Annotated in this window: 11 protein-coding genes; 2 read left to right on the top strand and 9 right to left on the bottom strand. The window is 74.4% G+C overall.

The annotated features are described in order from the left end of the window. Nucleotides 1–6: 6 nt before the first annotated feature. Complete coding sequence (locus ACSUPV_RS01485) at nucleotides 7–1011, bottom strand: substrate-binding domain-containing protein (protein WP_359790460.1); 1005 nt, start codon at nucleotides 1009–1011, stop codon at nucleotides 7–9. Between the two features lie 315 nt (nucleotides 1012–1326). Next, a complete protein-coding gene (locus tag ACSUPV_RS01480) occupies nucleotides 1327–1737 on the bottom strand; it encodes a VOC family protein (protein WP_031120366.1) in 411 nt (136 codons plus the stop codon). Nucleotides 1738–1911: 174 nt separating this feature from the next. Between ACSUPV_RS01480 and ACSUPV_RS01475 the strand changes: the two genes are divergently transcribed. Beyond that, entirely contained in the window at nucleotides 1912–2769 is an 858-nt protein-coding gene (locus ACSUPV_RS01475; RefSeq protein WP_037764001.1) for an aldo/keto reductase, read from the top strand. 28 nt (nucleotides 2770–2797) lie between these two features. On the opposite strand, the gene ACSUPV_RS01470 is transcribed toward ACSUPV_RS01475, so the two are convergent. Further along, entirely contained in the window at nucleotides 2798–3028 is a 231-nt protein-coding gene (locus ACSUPV_RS01470; protein ID WP_031120363.1) for a hypothetical protein, read from the bottom strand. A 160-nt stretch (nucleotides 3029–3188) separates the two neighbouring features. Between ACSUPV_RS01470 and ACSUPV_RS01465 the strand changes: the two genes are divergently transcribed. Next, on the top strand, nucleotides 3189–4910 hold the full coding sequence (locus tag ACSUPV_RS01465) for a hypothetical protein (RefSeq protein ID WP_436946757.1): 1722 nt from the start codon (nucleotides 3189–3191) through the stop codon (nucleotides 4908–4910). A 65-nt stretch (nucleotides 4911–4975) separates the two neighbouring features. Here ACSUPV_RS01465 and ACSUPV_RS01460 read toward each other — a convergent pair whose 3' ends face one another. The 6 genes from ACSUPV_RS01460 to ACSUPV_RS01435 all read right to left on the bottom strand — a co-directional run bounded on the left by ACSUPV_RS01460 (nucleotide 4976) and on the right by ACSUPV_RS01435 (nucleotide 15602). Beyond that, nucleotides 4976–5617 carry a cutinase family protein gene (locus ACSUPV_RS01460; RefSeq protein ID WP_436946756.1) on the bottom strand — a complete coding sequence of 214 codons (642 nt, stop codon included), beginning with the start codon at nucleotides 5615–5617 and terminating at the stop codon, nucleotides 4976–4978. Between the two features lie 138 nt (nucleotides 5618–5755). After that, nucleotides 5756–6976: a PucR family transcriptional regulator gene (locus ACSUPV_RS01455; RefSeq protein ID WP_436946755.1), complete on the bottom strand. Its 1221-nt coding sequence runs from the start codon at nucleotides 6974–6976 to the stop codon at nucleotides 5756–5758. Nucleotides 6977–7098: 122 nt separating this feature from the next. Continuing rightward, nucleotides 7099–8070 carry an alpha/beta hydrolase gene (locus tag ACSUPV_RS01450; protein WP_436946754.1) on the bottom strand — a complete coding sequence of 324 codons (972 nt, stop codon included), beginning with the start codon at nucleotides 8068–8070 and terminating at the stop codon, nucleotides 7099–7101. A 21-nt stretch (nucleotides 8071–8091) separates the two neighbouring features. Continuing rightward, entirely contained in the window at nucleotides 8092–12225 is a 4134-nt protein-coding gene (locus ACSUPV_RS01445; RefSeq protein WP_436946753.1) for a beta-ketoacyl synthase N-terminal-like domain-containing protein, read from the bottom strand. Beyond that, nucleotides 12222–13988: a fatty acyl-AMP ligase gene (locus tag ACSUPV_RS01440; protein WP_436946752.1), complete on the bottom strand. Its 1767-nt coding sequence runs from the start codon at nucleotides 13986–13988 to the stop codon at nucleotides 12222–12224. The genes ACSUPV_RS01445 and ACSUPV_RS01440 overlap by 4 nt, the downstream gene beginning before the upstream one ends. 78 nt (nucleotides 13989–14066) lie before the next feature. Beyond that, a complete protein-coding gene (locus ACSUPV_RS01435) occupies nucleotides 14067–15602 on the bottom strand; it encodes an acyl-CoA carboxylase subunit beta (RefSeq protein WP_382609254.1) in 1536 nt (511 codons plus the stop codon). Nucleotides 15603–15889 lie beyond the last annotated feature (287 nt).

Genomic DNA, 15889 nt, shown 5'->3' with positions numbered 1-15889 from the left:
GCCCCGCTAGCGCGTGCCCTTCTTGGCGAACTCCGCGATGGTGTCGACGTTGTCCTTCGTGACGAAGGCCGGACCGGTCAGCACGGGAGCGGTGCCGCCGCCGCTGAAGTTGCCGTTCGTCCTGTACAGCCACAGCGCGTCGACGGCGAGGTAGCCCTGGAGGTAGGGCTGCTGGTCGACGGCGAAGTCGATGCTGCCGCCCTGGATGGCCCCGACGAGATCCTTGTTGAGGTCGAAGGTGGCGACCTTCGCCTCGCTGCCCGCGTCCTTCACCGACTGCACGGCGGTCAGGGCGATGGGGGCGCCGAGCGTGACCACCTGGTCGATGGAGGAGTCCTTCTGGAGCTTGGCGGTCAGGGTCGACTTCACGGAGGGCATGTCGGTGCCGTTGACGTACAGGTTCTCCGTCGTGCCCTTGAAGCCCTTCTTCAGGCCGGCGCAGCGGGCCTCCAGGGCGACCTGGCCCTGCTCCTGGATCACACAGACGGCGTGCTTGGCGCCCTGCTGGTTGAGGCGCTCGCCGAAGGCCTGGCCGGCGATGTTCTCGTCCTGGCCGAAGTACTCGAGCATGCCGAGTTCCTTCCAGTTGTCCAGGCCGGAGTTGAAGCCGACGACGGGGATGCCGGCCGCCTTGGCCTTGGCCACCACCGCCTTCATGGCGTCGGGCTTGGCGGCGGTGAGGGCGATGCCGTCGACCTTCTGGTCGATGGCGTTCTGCACCAGGTTGGCCTGGTTCCCGGCGACCGGGTCGCTGGAGTAGACGAGCTTGATGTTGTCCTTCGCGGCCGCGGCCTGGGCGCCCTTGCGGATCAGGTCCCAGAAGGTGTCGCCGGGCGCCGCGTGGGTGATCAGGGCGACGGTCATCCGCGGGGTGGTGGCCTTGCCCGCGGCGGCGTCGGTGCCGCCGGCCTCGGACTTCTTGCCGCCGGAGCCGCTGGAGCAGCCGGTGGCGAGCAGGGCGCCCGTGAGGACGGCGGCGGTCAGGGCGGCGGCTCTGTGGTGTCTGTGCATGTCGGGTGCACCTCACTGTGCTGGGACGAGGGGCCGCGCCCGGTCCGGGGAGGGAGGCGAGGGGTGGGTGCCCTGGGCGGCGGCGGTCATGGGGTGTGCGGCGGTCCTGGGTGCGGACCCCTGCGGTGGTGGTGGCTGGAGCGCGCCACTAGCGCGCTCTAGTGGCAGGTACTATGCGGGCGCCTTCGAGTGATGTCAACAGCTTTGTCAGGACGTTCCAACAAAAAGGGGCCGCCTGCACCCGCCGGTGGTGAGCGGCGGGTGCGGGCGGCCTCGGCCGGACGGTCCCGGACCGTCCTGATCGTTCGGGCCCCGTTACTCGGGTCTGCTGATGTTGACCATCCAGGGGACGCCGAAGCGGTCCGCGCACATGCCGAACTCGTCGCCCCACATCTGCTTCTCCAGCGGTACCGACACCGAGCCGCCCTCGGACAGCTTCTCCCAGTAGCCGCGCAGCTCGGCGCCGTCGTCGCCGCTCAGGCTCACGGAGAAGGGGCTGCCCTGCGGGGCCTCCGTGCCCGGCGGGTTGTCGGCGCCCATCAGGGTGAAGCCGCTCGGGGTCTCCAGCATGCCGTGCATGATCTGGTCGGCGTTCGGGGCGTCCGCCTGGCCGAAGTCGCCGTAGGTGTTGAGGACCAGGGTGCCGCCGAAGACCTCCTGGTAGAACTCCATCGCCTGGCGGGCGTCGCCGTTGAACGTGAGGTACGGGTTGAGACGCGAGACCATGAGAACCTCCCGGAAGGGGCAGGGGCCGGTTGCGCGCAGCGTAACGCCGGGCACCGACAACGGCGCGCCGGGCGAGCGGTGACCGCCGGGCGGGGCGGTGCCGCCGGGTGACCGGCGCCGCGGCCAACCACGTTGCTAGCGTGGTCCTTTGAGCAGAGGGGGAGGACCGCGCTCATGACACCGCATACGTTCCGCATCGGTGGGGAGCTGGACGTGCGCCGGCTCGGTTTCGGCGCCATGCGCCTGCCGACCGAGCCCGGCCCGGACCGGGAGAACGCCCTCGCGGTCGCCCGGCGGGCCGTGGAGCTGGGCGTCACGCTGATCGACACGGCCCACCTCTACGGCGGGGGAGCCAACGAGGAACTCCTCGCCGAGGCGCTGCACCCCTACCCGGAGGGGCTGCTGATCACCACGAAGGTCGGAGTCGCGCGCACCGGCCCCGGAGGCGAGTGGAAGCTCGACGGGCGGCCCGCGATCCTCCGCGAGCAGGTCGAGCAGGCCCTGCGGCGGCTGCGGCTGGAGCGGATCGAACTGCTCCAGCTGCACCGCATCGACCCCGACACGCCGCTCGCCGACCAGCTCGGCACGCTGCGGGAGCTCCAGACCGAGGGCCTCGTCGGCCGGATCGGGCTGTCGGAGGTCACCGTCGCCGAGCTGGACCGGGCCCGGGAGATCATCGACGTCGTGAGCGTGCAGAATCGCTACAGCCTGCTCGACCGGGAGCACGAGCCCGTGCTCGCCGCGTGCGAGGCGGCCGGCATCGCCTTCCTGCCCTGGCGGCCCGTCGCCTGGGGCGAGGCAGGCGCCCACGCCGGGATCGCCGCCGTGGCGGCCGACCTCGGGGCCACGCCCACACAGGTCGCGCTCGCCTGGCTGCTCGACCGCTCACCGGTCGTCCTCCCGATCCCCGGTACGGCCCGGATCGAGCACCTGGAGGAGAACATCGCCGCGGCAGGACTGGAACTGACGCCCGCCCACCGCGACCGCCTCGACGGCCTCGACCTGCCGGGCGACGGGGCGCCGGCGGACTGAGGCGGGGCCGGGGCCGTCGTACGCAGACTCACGCCTCGTCGGCGGACCCGTTGTTCCAGTCGTACGGGCCTCCGCCGCGCCACTCGATCAGCTCGGTGTCGTCGACGGCCGTGTCCGTGGTGGGCAGGCCCTCGCGGTGCAGGAAGTCCAGCACGTCGAACAGGCTGTAGGCGACGCCCATGTTCTCGCCGTGGATGGTCACCAGCCGTCCGCCGTCCGACGCGGGCGGCTGCACGACCACAGGGGGTTGACCGTCCATGCCCCCACCATGCGCCCGAAACCGGCGCTTCGCAGCTCGGCCGCGACCAGAAGCGGGACGAACCGGCCCGCTGTGCGCCGGTGACAAGGCGCGATCCGGAAACTGAGTTCTCATCAGCACCCCCTGAGCGGCCCCGCGACCCAGCCCTAGCGTCCGTGGCATGGACATGAATTTCAGGAGTAGAGGGAAGTGGCGCGGCGCCGCACTGGCGGTGCTGCTGACCGCCGGGACACTCACGGCCGCCGCTCCGGGTGCCCGGGCCGACGGGGCGCGGACCGAGACACCGGTGGCGTCGACATCGCCGGTGACCGGGGTGACGGAGTCGGTCGTGCGGGTGAAGGTGCCGCTGCCGGAGTCGGCCGGGCCCCGTCCGGCCGCCTGCGACTGGCTGTCGTACCTGCGCTACCGCTCCGCCGACGGGCCCACCGCCTCCGCCGACGCCGACCGCATCCTCGTCGCCCAGCCCGGCATCCTGGAAGGAGCGGGAGCCTTCGACGGCGTCGCCCGCAACACCGTGGCGCGCGCCGCCGAGCAGGGCCTGCACATCGAGTTCTGGGCGCTGGACCGGCGTTCCAACTGCCTGGAGGACCGCACCGGCATCGCCTCCGGCGACCAGCACACCGCCGTCGACTACTACTACCGCGGCAAACAGGTCGACGCCCGGACCTTCGACGGCTTCGCGCCCAACAGCCGACTGGGCTGGATGGCGAAGCTCGGCATCGAGCAGACCGTGCGGGACCAGTACGACCTGCTCGCCGCCGAGGTGCCCGACCGGACGCAGCGCAAGCGGAAGGTGCTGTGCGGCGGGCACTCGCTCGGCGGCGTGATCACCGGGTACTTCGCCACGGCCGACTTCGACGGCGACCGGGCCACCACGGCCGACGCCGGCCACAACCAGTGCGCCGGCTACTTCGCCCTCGACACGACCGTCGCCACCTCCCTCGCCGACCTCAGCGGCAGCCTCCCCGACGACACCAACCTGCCCGACATCGGCCTCGGCCACGGCGTGATCCAGGCCGGGCTCGACAGCGGCGTGCTCTCCCGCACCCTGTCCGCGCCGGTCCTCCTCAACCCCGAGACCATGACCCTGCTCGCCATCGCCGGCCTCGGTGCCCTGAAGGACCTGGACGGCGAGGCCGACCTGCCCCGCTACCTGCCCTCCAACCTCAACATCGAGGCCACCAACCGCTTCCTGTTCTCCAAGGACACCGCGGCCTTCCTCAGCGGGACGCCCTCGGTGAAGGACTTCCGGCTCACCAACGGGGCGGTGCTCGGCGCCCTGCTGGACGACAACTCCGTGCCGCTGGCGTTCCTGCAGACCAGCGTCGGCTTCTTCGACGGTGGGCCGATCGCCGACAAGAGCTTCCCCGTCGCCAACGGGGGCACACAGCAGCCCGGGCTGTACGGCACCGCGTACAAGGCCATCCCGGACCGGCCGCAGGGCCCGCTCTACACCTGGCGCACCTACGACCGCGTCGGCGACCCCGACGACCCGGGCCACCGGTCGGCCGACGGCACGCCGTTCACCGGCCCCGGGGAGGAGGTCACCGACATCCGGCAACTGGCCCGCAGCCTGGCAGAGCAGCCGCTGGACTTCACCGAGCAGTACTTCCCGACCAAGCTCGTGACGGACCTTCAGCTGTCCACCGCCCCGCAGGTGAGGAAGCTCGTCGTCCATCCGGAGGGGCTCAAGGCCAACCCGGTGCTCACCGTCCTCGCCGGTGAGGGACTGCTGGCCGGCCGGGTCCCGCCCGAGCTGCACCCCGTGGTCGCCGACGGCTACCAGCACCTCGACGTGCTGACCGCCGCGGCCGAGCAGAACGACGGCCGGCCCGAGCCCGTCTCCACCAGCCTCGCCGCCTTCGCCCGGTCGCCCCGCTAGCCCCCGTACACACGCCCGGGGCCCGGGAGGAATTCCTCCCGGGCCCCTTCGCCTGGCGCCGCGGCTCACAGTCTGCCCGCGGCGAACGTGGCCGCCGCGTCGGCGTCGTCCCGGTAGCCCAGGTGCGCCCCGACGTCGCCGCCGCCGTTCTCGCAGACGGGGTCGCCCTTGGCGCAGATGTCCAGGGTGCGGCTCTGGTAGGTGCCGGTGACGCTCTTGCCGAGCGCCCGGATCGGGTTGCCGAACAGCAGCACGGCGGCGACCTTCGGCTCGACCGCGGCGGGCAGCGTGGCCACGATGGGGCTGCCCACCACCGCGCCCGCGCTGCTGATACCGATCGAGTTGTCGACGACGTTCGCGCCCTGCGAATAGCCGACGAGAACGAACTTCTGGTTCGGGCAGGCGGCGGCCTGGCTCTTCACGTGGTTCACCAGGTCCAGATTGCCCTGGGCCGCGGACGTCGGAGAGAGGTCGGCGGGATAGTTCACCTTGTAGCTGGACAGGCTTTTGCCCGTCACTTTCTTCTGCAGGGCGGAAAACAGCGGGTCGCCGACGATGAAGCCGAGCGTGCCCGGCTCGAAGGTGCCGCGGGCCGCGACGAGTTCCACGTCCGAGCAGGCCGCGGCCGCGGCCGGGGGAGCCGAGAGGGTGGCAAGTCCGGCCCCGCCGGCCAGCGAGAGCGCGGCGAGGCACAAGCGGATACGCATGGGGGATCCTCCGCGTGTGAGGCGCGTCGAGCGCCTGCGAAAAAGGACGGCCCGAACGTATTCGCTGTCCCTCGCCGGGTGTTATGGACGGGATTATGGAATCACCGCGGTTTTTTGTCGCCGATTGAGTACCGGTATTCAGACCGGCCGTGCTCCCAGTGATTCCGCACGCAACGCCAGAATGAGATCGAGGCGGGTGTGCGGATCGTGCAGGGCGTCGCCGAACAGCTTCTCTAGCTGACGCAGGCGGTAGCGGACCGTCTGCGGGTGGACGTGCAGTCGCACGGCGACGTCGGGCACGTTGCTGCCGCTGAGCAGCCAGGCCAGCAGGGTCTCGGCGAGCCGGTCGCGCTGCCCCGCCGAGACGGTGTCCAGGGGCGCGAGCACCCGCGCCCGGAGCCGGTCGAGCAGCGGCTCGTCGCCGTACAGCAGCAGGGTCGACAGATGGTCGGAGCACCGCACCACGCCCTGGCGGGGGAGCACCCCGCGCCCCATCAGGCCGAGCGCCCGGGTGGCCAGGCGCAGTGACTGCGCGGCCTCGGTGACCGCGACCGTCGGGCCGACCGCGGCGGGCCGGCCGCGCAGCGCGAGCGTGAACGCCCGGCCGCCGAACCGTCCCGAGCCGTCCGGGTCGGGCACCAGCATCCGCGGCGGCCGGGACTCCATGTCCACCAGCGCGCCCGCCGCCGCCAGCGGGCGCTCCTCCTCCCGGCGGTCCGGCGCCGCCGCCAGCGCCACGACGGCGACCGTCCGGGGCACCGGCCAACGGGCGTTGTGCGCCAGGTCCTGCACGGCCTCCAACGCCACCGGGCCGTCCTCCAGGAGCAGGTCGAGCAACCGCCTGCGGCGCCGCTCCAGCTCGTCGGAGCTGCGCAGCCGGGCCTCCGCGTAGCCGGCCGCGGCCGCCTGGGCGACCTCGTGCACGGTCCGGAACGCCAGCTCCCCGAGCGCCGCCACGACCGCGGAGTCCAGGCCGAGTTCCTCCGCCGTACGCCCCATCAGCCGCCAGGCGTGCAGCCCGCCGACCCGCAGCGCGGACTGCAGCGCGTCCAGGCTGCGGCCCTCCAGGGCCTCGCCGCGCCCGAGTTCGTAGTACGTCGCCGCGATTCCGCCGCCGTCGTCGCGCGGATCGGCGATGTGGTCCACGAACAGGGTCAGCGCCTGCACCACCCCCGACCGCAGGTTCCGGCGGTACGTGCCGTCCGCGGGCCGGGCGTACTCGGGGACCTGGCGACGGACTTCTTCCTCGACCTCGTCGGCGACCGCGGCGAGCTGGACGCGCAGCAGCTCCGCCAGCTCGGGCGGCACCGGTGGCGTGCCGGGACGGTCCGGCACGCCGTGCGGAGTGGGCACGGCCATCACGGACACTCCTTTCGGCCGGAAGCGGCTCGCCCACGGGCTGTTGCCAGAGGGACGAGCGGGAAGTCCCGTGTTGGACGGACGACCCATCCGCTCCGTTCCGTGCCCCGACGGCACCCCCGTCACTCCCGCACGCCCAACGCACGGGCGAGCATCGGCCACGAGGTGGTGAACTCCCGCTTCCAGTAAGGCCAGTCGTGTCCTCCTCCCGCGTAGAAGTGCGCGGTGAGCGGGATGCCCAGCAGGCCCAGCGCGCGGGCGAAGCCCTGCGCCGAGGGCCACAGGGCGCTCTCCAGCGCCTCGGGCAGCGGATCGCCGCTGCCCCCGGCCAGCCCGCTGCCCTGCGAGACGTACAGGGCGGTGCCGCGCAGCCCGGCGGCGCGGGCCCGCGGATTGAAGTCCCGCCAGGTCAGGAGGTTCAGCAGCGGGTGCCCCCACAGCGACGCGGCCGGCAGGTTCTCGCGGGCCACAATCGCGTCCATGATGGCGGGAACACCGGGGGCGGTGGTGTCGAGGATGCCGCTGAAGGAGGCCGCGGCGGTGAACGCCCCGGGGTGGCGGGCCGCGTGGGCCATCGCGCCGTAGCCGCCGGTGGACACCCCGGCGACCGCCCGGACGCCGGAGGCCCGGTACTCCCGGGCCAGCAGCGCCGGCACCTCCTTCACCTGGAAGGTCTCGTAGTCGGGGCCGCCGCGCCACACGCTCGGGATGCCGGTGGGGCCCGCGTCCGGCATCGCCACGATCAGGTCGCGGCCCTCGGTGAAGGCCTCGATGTCCGTCTCCCGGGTCCAGGACGTGTAGTCGTCGTGGGCACCGTGCAGCAGGTACAGGACGGGGTACCTCTTCTCGGGCCGGGCACCGAAGTCCGACGGCAGGATCAGCCGGACCGGGGCGGTGCGGCCGAGCGCGGCGGAGGGCACGGACACGTCCAGGGTGCGCGGCCCCTGCCGGGTGGCCGCCCCGGCACGGGCCGTGCCGCTCGCGGCCCCGAACAGGACCGCGAGGCCGGCGGCGGCCGTCGCTCTGGCGACGGCGCGCCGGGACACTCCGGTGGGCGGCCGCGGCGTGCGGGCCGGCTCGGGCAGGTCGGGCATGGCGGCTCCTCGGGTTGCGGTTCAGGGGGCCCGCTCGGCGAGCACCCGGCCCAGGTGGGCGGCGAGCTCGTCCACGTGCGGAGGGTCGAGCAGCGACAGATGGTGACCGGGCACCGGCACGACCTCCAGGCGCGGGCACACCTCGTCCCAGCCCAGCGCCTCGTCGTCCCGCTCGTACGCCGGGTCGCGCACGGTGTGCGGCGCGGGCTCGGCGGCCCGGTAGAGGACCACCGGCCCGTCGTAGTCGCCGGGCCGGTGCGCTTCCCCGATGCCCAGGTCCAGGTATGAGGCCCGCTGGTGCTCCAGCGCGGCGGGCGGCACGTCGGCGGCCTCGCGCAGCGCCCGCAGCACGGCGTCGATGCGCGCCCGGTCGTCGTCCATGGCCACCAGCTCGTCGTACGGCAGCACCAGCTCCACGCCGTAGGCGTCGGCGACGTACCGGGCGAAGCCCTCGAAGTGCGCCCGGATCCGGTCGGCGCGCGACTGCCCGTGGCGGGGGAGGGGGCGCACGGAGTCGATGAGCACGACCAGCCGGACGTCCCGCCCGGCGGCGCGCAGCTGCCGCGCGGTCTCCTGGGCGACGAACCCGCCGAAGGACCAACCGCCCAGCACACAGGGCCCGTCGGGATGGGCGGCGCTGATGGCCTCGGCGTACCGGCGGGCCTTCTCGGGCACGGTCCGGGCCTCCTCGATCCGCGCCAGGCCGTACACCGGCTGCTCGTCCCCGAGGCGGTCGGCGAGCGTCCGGTAGACGGTGACCGGGCCGCCGGCGGCGTGGGCCAGGAACAGCGGCGGACGGGAACCGGTCGCGCGCAGTGGGCGCAGCGGGCTGTCCAGGGCGAGGCGCACGCGGGCGGCGGCGTCCTCGACGGTGACGGCGGTGAACAGGGCACGCAGGGGCAGCTCGATGCCGAACTCGCGCTCCACGGCCGTACGGATGCGGACGGCCATCAGCGAGTCCAGACCCAGGTCCGCCAGGGCGGTGCCCGGGGCCAGACGCGTGGGCGGGTGACCGGTGACGGCGGCGATGTGGTGGACCAGCCGCGCCAGGACGGAGGCGGCGTCCGCCGGTTCGGCGGACCGCTCCTCCGGCAGCGGGGTCGAGCGGGCCTCGGCGGGTTCTGGTGCCGTGTGGACCGGGGAGTCGGCGGGTTCTGGTGCCGTGTGGGCGAGGGCGTCTGCGGGTCTTGGTGCCGTGTGGGCGCGGGCGTTCGCGGGTTCTGGTGCGGTCTGGGCCGGGGTGTCTGCCGCCTCCGGTGTCGTACGCGCCCAGCCCCCCGCGGCCGCCGGCCCGGGGCGGCGGCCCCGCCCGTCCGTCCACCAGTGCCGTACGTGCCGCCACCGCGGTGCGGGCAGGTCGATGACCCGGCCGGGCGGCACGGGCAGCGGTCGGCCTGCCGCGTAGAGGGCGGCCAGCTGCCCGGCGAACGCCTCCGCCCCGTCGGCGTCCCGGCGCAGTGTGGCCAGGGCGAGGGCGTCGGGCACGGTGTCGACCACGGCGCCCGTCAGCACCGGGTGGGGCGAGATCTCCACGAACGCGGCGTGGCCGTCGGCCGCGGCGGACGCCAGTGCCCGGTCCAGCCGCACGGGCCGCCTCAGGTTGGCCGCCCAGTGATCGGCGTCGAACACGCAGTCGCCGCGCGGGTCGTCGAGGACGGTGGAGTGGACCGGGACGACCGGTCGCCGGCCCCGGATGCCGGACAACGCCTCGACCAGCTCCGGCAACAGGCCGTCCACCTGGGGGGAGTGCCCGGCGCCGACGACCCGCATGGCCCGGGCCGCCCGGCCCTGCCCCTCCAGCCGGCGCACGAGCGCGGCCACCGCCGCCTCCTCGCCGGTGACGACCTTCTGCCGGGGCGAGGAGTGCACGGCGACGTGCACACCCCGTCCGAGCGACTCCCCTTCGACGTCGTCCAGGTCCACCACCGCCATCGCCCCGCCCCGCAGCCCGCTGAGCAGCCGGGCCCGTACGGCGATGACCCGCGCCCCGTCCGCCACGTCCAGCGCGCCCGCGCACACGGCCGCCGCCACCTCGCCCATGGAGTGGCCGATGACCGCGGCGGGTTCGACCCCGTGGGAACGCCACAGCTCGGCCAGGGCCAGCTGGAGCCCGAACAGCACGGGCTGGGCGACCTCCAGGCGGTCGAGTCCGGCCCCGGAGGACAGGTGGTCGTACAGGGACAGGCCGCATTCGGGGGCGAGTTGAGGGTCGAGCTTCTCGACGGCGGCGGCGAACGCGGGCTCCTCGGCCAGCAGTCGCCGCCCCATGCCCGGCCACTGGCTGCCGTAGCCGGAGAAGACCCACACCGGGCCGGTCCCCACGCGGTCACGGTCCCCGGTCACCACCCGCGCGTCCGGACGCCCTGCCGCCAACGCGTCCAGCGCGTCGACCAGTTCGGCGCGGTCACGGGCGACCACGGCGGCGCGTACCGGGCCCCGGCCGGTCCGCCCGGCCAGGGTGCGGGCCACGTCGGCCGGACGGGCGGCGCCGGCCCGCAGCCGGTCGGCGAGCCTGCCCGCCGTGTCGCGGACGCGCTCGGCGTCGACGTCGGAGAGCAGGTGCAGGCGTGCGACGGGCTCCCCCGTCGCCGGGGCCGGGACCAGGCCCGGCGGCTCCTCCTCCAGCACCACATGGGCGTTGGTGCCGCCGAAGCCGAATCCCGAGACCCCCGCGACGGCCGTGCCGCCGTAGCGGGGCCAGGGCTCCGGCTCGGTCACCACCCGCAGCCGGACGTCGGCGAGGGAACTGCCCTCCGCGCAGTGCAGGGACGGCGGGATGCGGTCGTGGTGCAGGGCCAGCACGGTCTTCACCAGGCCGGCGACGCCCGCGGCCGACTCCAGATGACCGAGGTTGCCCTTGACGGACCCCAGCAGCAGCGGCTGGTCCGGGTCGCGGCCCGCGCCGAGCACCGCGCCGAGCGCGCCCGCCTCGATCGGGTCGCCCAGTGGGGTGCCGGTGCCGTGCGCCTCCACGTAGTCGACGTGCGCGGCGGCCAGCCCGGCCCGGGCGTACGCGCTCTCCAGCAGTGCCTGCTGGGCGGCCGGGTTGGGCGCCATCAGGCCGTTGGAGCGGCCGTCGGAGTTGACGGCGGAGGCGCGGATGACGGCGAGCACGCGGTCGCCGTCGCGCTCCGCGTCGGACAGCCGTTTCAGGATCACCGCCGCGCAGCCCTCGCCGCGCCCGATGCCGTCCGCCGCGGCCGAGAACGGCTTGCACCGGCCGTCCGGCGCGAGGGCGCCCGCCCTGCGGAAGGCGACGCTCACGGCGGGCGACAGCAGCAGGTTGACGCCGGCGGCGATCGCCGTGTCGCTCTCGCCGGTGCGCAGGCTGACGCAGGCGTGGTGCACCGCGACCAGCGAGGACGAACAGGCCGTGTCGACGGCGAGGCTCGGCCCGCGCGTGTCCAGGACGTAGGCGAGCCGTCCGGCGGCCACGCTCAGGGCGCCCCCGGCCGGGGCCCAGGGGTCGACGGCGGCCGGGTCGGCGCCGGTGAGCTGCCCGTACTCCGGTGCGGAGATGCCGACGAACACGCCGGTGGCGGTGCCCGCCAGGGACCGGGCCGGCACGGCGGCGTGGTCGAGCGCCTCGTGCACCACCTCCAGCAGGATCCGCTGCTGGGGGTCCATCACCGCGGCCTCGCGCGGGGTGATGCGGAAGAAGTCCGCGTCGAACCCGGCGATGTCGTCGAGGTAGCCGCCGAGCGGATGCGCGTCGGCGGGCGGGAAGGCCGTGAAGTCGCGCCAGCGGTCCTCCGGGACGCGCCGGATCGCGTCGACGCCCTCACTGAGCAGCCGCCAGTAGTCCTCCGGGCCGTGCACCCCGCCGGGCAGCCGGCACCCGACCCCGACGACCGCGACCGGCTCGCCCGTCCCGCCCGGCGGTCCGGGACGCGGCACCGGGGCGGCTCCGGCCTCCGTGCCGCACAGCCGCGCCACCAGCGCGTGCCCGGTGGGCGTCTCCCACAGGAGTGTCGCGGGCAGTTCGCGGCCCGTCGCCCGGGACAGCTCACCGGCCAGGGCGACCGCGTCCCGCGAGGACATGCCGAGATCCGCCAGCGGCCGGTCCATCGGGACGCCCTCGGGAGCCGTGCCGTACCAGACGGCCACCCGCTCGGCGATGAGCCGCCGCAGGGCGCCCTCGTCGACCGTCCTCATCCCGCCGCACCCGCCGTCGCCGAACGGTCCTGCCCGCCGTACGTGCCCTCCAGGTACCGAGCCCGGGTCAGCGCCCGCGACACCTTGCCGCTGGAGGTACGCGGCACCGTGCCCGGCGGCACCAGGACGACGTCGGCGAGCCGCAGGCCGTGCCGCGCGGAGACCGCGCGCCGCACGGCACGCACCACGGCCGGGACGTCCAGTTCGGCGAGGCGCGCGGTCCGCGCGTGCTCGGCCACGACGACCACCCGCTCGCCACCGGCGCCGCCCGGCACGGCGAACGCCGCCAGCCGGTCCCGGCGCACGGCCTCGTGCGCGTCCTGGGCCGTCGCCTCCACGTCCTGCGGATAGTGGTTGCGGCCGTCGACGATGATCAGGTCCTTCAACCGTCCCGTGACGACGAGCTGACCCTCCAGCACCGTCCCCAGATCGCCCGTGCGCAGCCAGCCGCCCGGAGCGGCCGCGGCGTCCGCGAACCCGGCACCGAAGACGTCCCCCTGCCCCCGGTCCCAGTAGCCGCGGCCCACGTTCGACCCCTGCACCCAGATCTCACCCACCTCGCCCTCCGACAGCAGGGCCCGCGTCAGGGGGTCGGCGATCCGCACCCGCTGGCCCGCCGGTGTCCCGCAGCCCGCCAGGAGCACGGCGCGGGGGTCCTCCGGCCGCGCGGGCAGGGCCTTCCCGGCCGCCAGGGCGTCACGGTCCAGCGCGAACCGGCGCAGCGGCTCGCCCGGCCGGGCCGCGCACACGAACACGGTGGCCTCGGCCAGCCCGTACGACGGGCAGTGGGTCCCGGGCGCCAGGCCCTGGTCGGCGAACGCCGCGTGGAAACGGTCGGCCGTGCCCGGGCGGACCGGCTCGCTGCCGTTGATCAGCGCGGTGACGCCGTCCAGCCGCAGTCCCTCCTTCTGCTCGGCGGTGACGGTCGCGACGCAGTAGTCGTAGGCGAAGTTGGGCGCGGCGCTCACGGCGTTCGGGTGCGTGGCGAGCAGCCGCAGCCAGCGCACGGGCTCGTGCAGGAACGCGGCCGGGTCCATGAGGACCGACAGCAGCCCCCGCACCACCGGCGCCGCGACGCTGAGCACCAGTCCCATGTCGTGGTAGAGCGGCAGCCAGCCCACGCAGGTGACCGGGCGGGCGTCGGCACCGTAGGCGGTCAGTGCCTGGCGGGCGTTGGCGACGACGTTGCCGTGGCTGATCTCCACGCCGGCCGGGGCACGGGTCGAACCGGAGGTGTACTGGAGGTAGGCGGTCGCCCCGGGGTCGGGGGCGACCGGCCGCCCGTCGGGGCCGGCGTCGTCGGGCACCTCGTCCGCGACGACGATCCGCGGCCCGTCGGCACCGAGGAAGTCCCGCACCTCGTCCAGGGCCCGGCCCGTGGTCATCACGACCGAGGGCCGCGCGTCGGCCAGGACGCCCGCGAGCCGGTCCGCGTGCCCGGGCAGTCCCGGCGGATACAGCGGCACCGCGACCATCCCGGCGGTCAGCGCCGCGAGGAAGGCGGTCACGTACTCCGTGTCCTGCGGGCACAGCAGCGCGACGCGGTCCCCCGGCCGGGCCTCCCCGGCGAGGCGCGCGGCGAGCGCCCGCACCCGCACGTCCAGTCGGCGCCAGGTCAGCGTGCGGTGGACACCACGCGAGTGCGGCGCGGGATGCTCGACGAAGGTGAAGGCCCGGCGGTCCGGGGTGGTCTCGGCCCAGTGCCGCACGAACTCCGGCAGCGTCGGGCACACGGGCGCGAGCGGGGGGCGACGGCTGTCCATCGGGCGGGGCTCCTCACGGCGCGGATCGGCTGACGGGTCGCGAAAGGGCGGTCAGAGGGAGGCGGTCAGAGGGGGCGGTCAGAGGGGGATGTTGCCGTGCCGGCGCTCCGGCATCGGCGCGCGTTTGCCGCGCAGGGCGCGCAGCGCGCGGCAGACCTGCTCCCGGGTCTCGCGCGGCGCGATGACGGCGTCGACGTAGCCGCGCTCGGCGGCGAGGTACGGGGTGCCGTGGGTGCGCTCGTACGCGGCGAGCAGACGGGCGCGCAGCGCCTCGGGGTCGTCGGAGTCGGCGAGTTCGCGCCGGTGCAGCACGCCCACGGCCCCCTCGGCGCCCATCACGGCGATCCGGGCGGTCGGCCAGGCGAGGTTGACGTCGGCGCCCAGGTGCTTGGACCCCATCACCGCGTAGCCGCCGCCGTACGCCTTGCGCACCACCACCGTCACCTTCGGGACGGTCGCCTCGGCGTAGGCGTACAGCAGTTTCGCCCCGCGGCGGATGATCCCGCCCCGCTCCTGCCGCACCCCGGACAGATAGCCCGGCACGTCGGCGAAGGTCAGCAGCGGGATGCCGAACGCGTCGCAGAACCGCACGAACCGGGCCGCCTTCTCGGAGGCGTCGATGTCGAGGACCCCGGCGGCGTGCAGCGGCTGGTTGGCGACGACCCCCACCGAGCAGCCCTCGACCCGGGCCAGGGCGCAGATGATGTTCGGCGCGAACAGCTCCTGCACCTGGAGCAGTTCACCGTCGTCGACGACGGCGTGCAGGACGTCCCGCATGTCGTAGGCCTCGCCGAGCCGGTCGGGGACGATCCGGTCGAGCCCGGTCCCGGGCGGCGCCTGCCCCGGGGCGTACTCCGGGGGCCGTTCCAGGTTGTTGGCCGGGAGGTAGGACAGCAGGTCGCGCACGGTGTCGAGGGCGTCCTCCTCGTCGGCGGCGAGGAAGTGGGCGTTGCCGTTGACGGTGTTGCTGGTGCGGGCGCCGCCCAGTTCCTCCGCGGTGGTGCGCTCGCCGGTGACCGTCTCGATGACGTCGGGGCCGGTGACGAACATGTGGGAGACGCCGTCCACCATCACCGTGAAGTCGGTGATCGCCGGCGAGTAGGCGGCACCGCCCGCGCACGGTCCGAGGACGACGGAGATCTGCGGGATCACCCCGGACGCCTTCACGTTGCGGCGCACCAGCTCGGCGTAGAGGGCGAGCGCGGCGACGCCCTCCTGGATGCGCGCGCCGCCGCCGTCGTTCAGCCCGATCACCGGGCAGCCGGTCTTCAGGGCGAGCTCCATCAGGGCGATGGTCTTCTCGCCGAAGGCCTCGCCCATGCTGCCGCCGAACACCGCGGAGTCCTGGGCGAACACGCACACCGGGCGGCCGTCGACCGTGCCGTACCCGGTGACCACCCCGTCGCCGTAGGGGCGGCGGGTGTCCTGCCCGGTGGGCCGGGCCCGCACGAACAGGCCGGTCTCGGTGAAGGAGTCCTTGTCCACGAGCCGTTCGATCCGCTCCCGGGCCGAGAACTCCCCGCGTCTGCGCGGTCCGCCCGGGGCCACCGCCCGCTCGCGGCGGTCCGCCAGGCCGGCGAGGCGTTCCGCGGTGCTCCCGGGGGCGTGCGTCAGAGTCTCCCCCGGACCGGATGCTGTCACTTCTGTGCTCACGACCACCTCCGAAGCGGTTCTCGAATATGGCAGCGAGGCGGGGGAGTGCCGTGCGGATCGCCGTTCTGTGTGGGGGAGTTGAGTGTTCCGGCGCCGGATTTCATACCGGTGTGACAAGGTCCCGCCGGGCCCGATTCAGTGGCGCGGGTGCTGAATGCGTTCTCCTTCTTCTATTGGACGTCCCGGCCCCCGGCGGCCAGGCTGGAGCGCACCATCGCCGGACAGCCGGAACGACAGCGGAAGAGGTC

Source organism: Streptomyces sp. SudanB52_2052 (assembly GCF_964272415.1).
Classification (GTDB): Bacteria; Actinomycetota; Actinomycetes; order Streptomycetales; family Streptomycetaceae; genus Streptomyces; species Streptomyces olindensis.
This window is presented reverse-complemented; position numbering and strand designations above follow the sequence as displayed.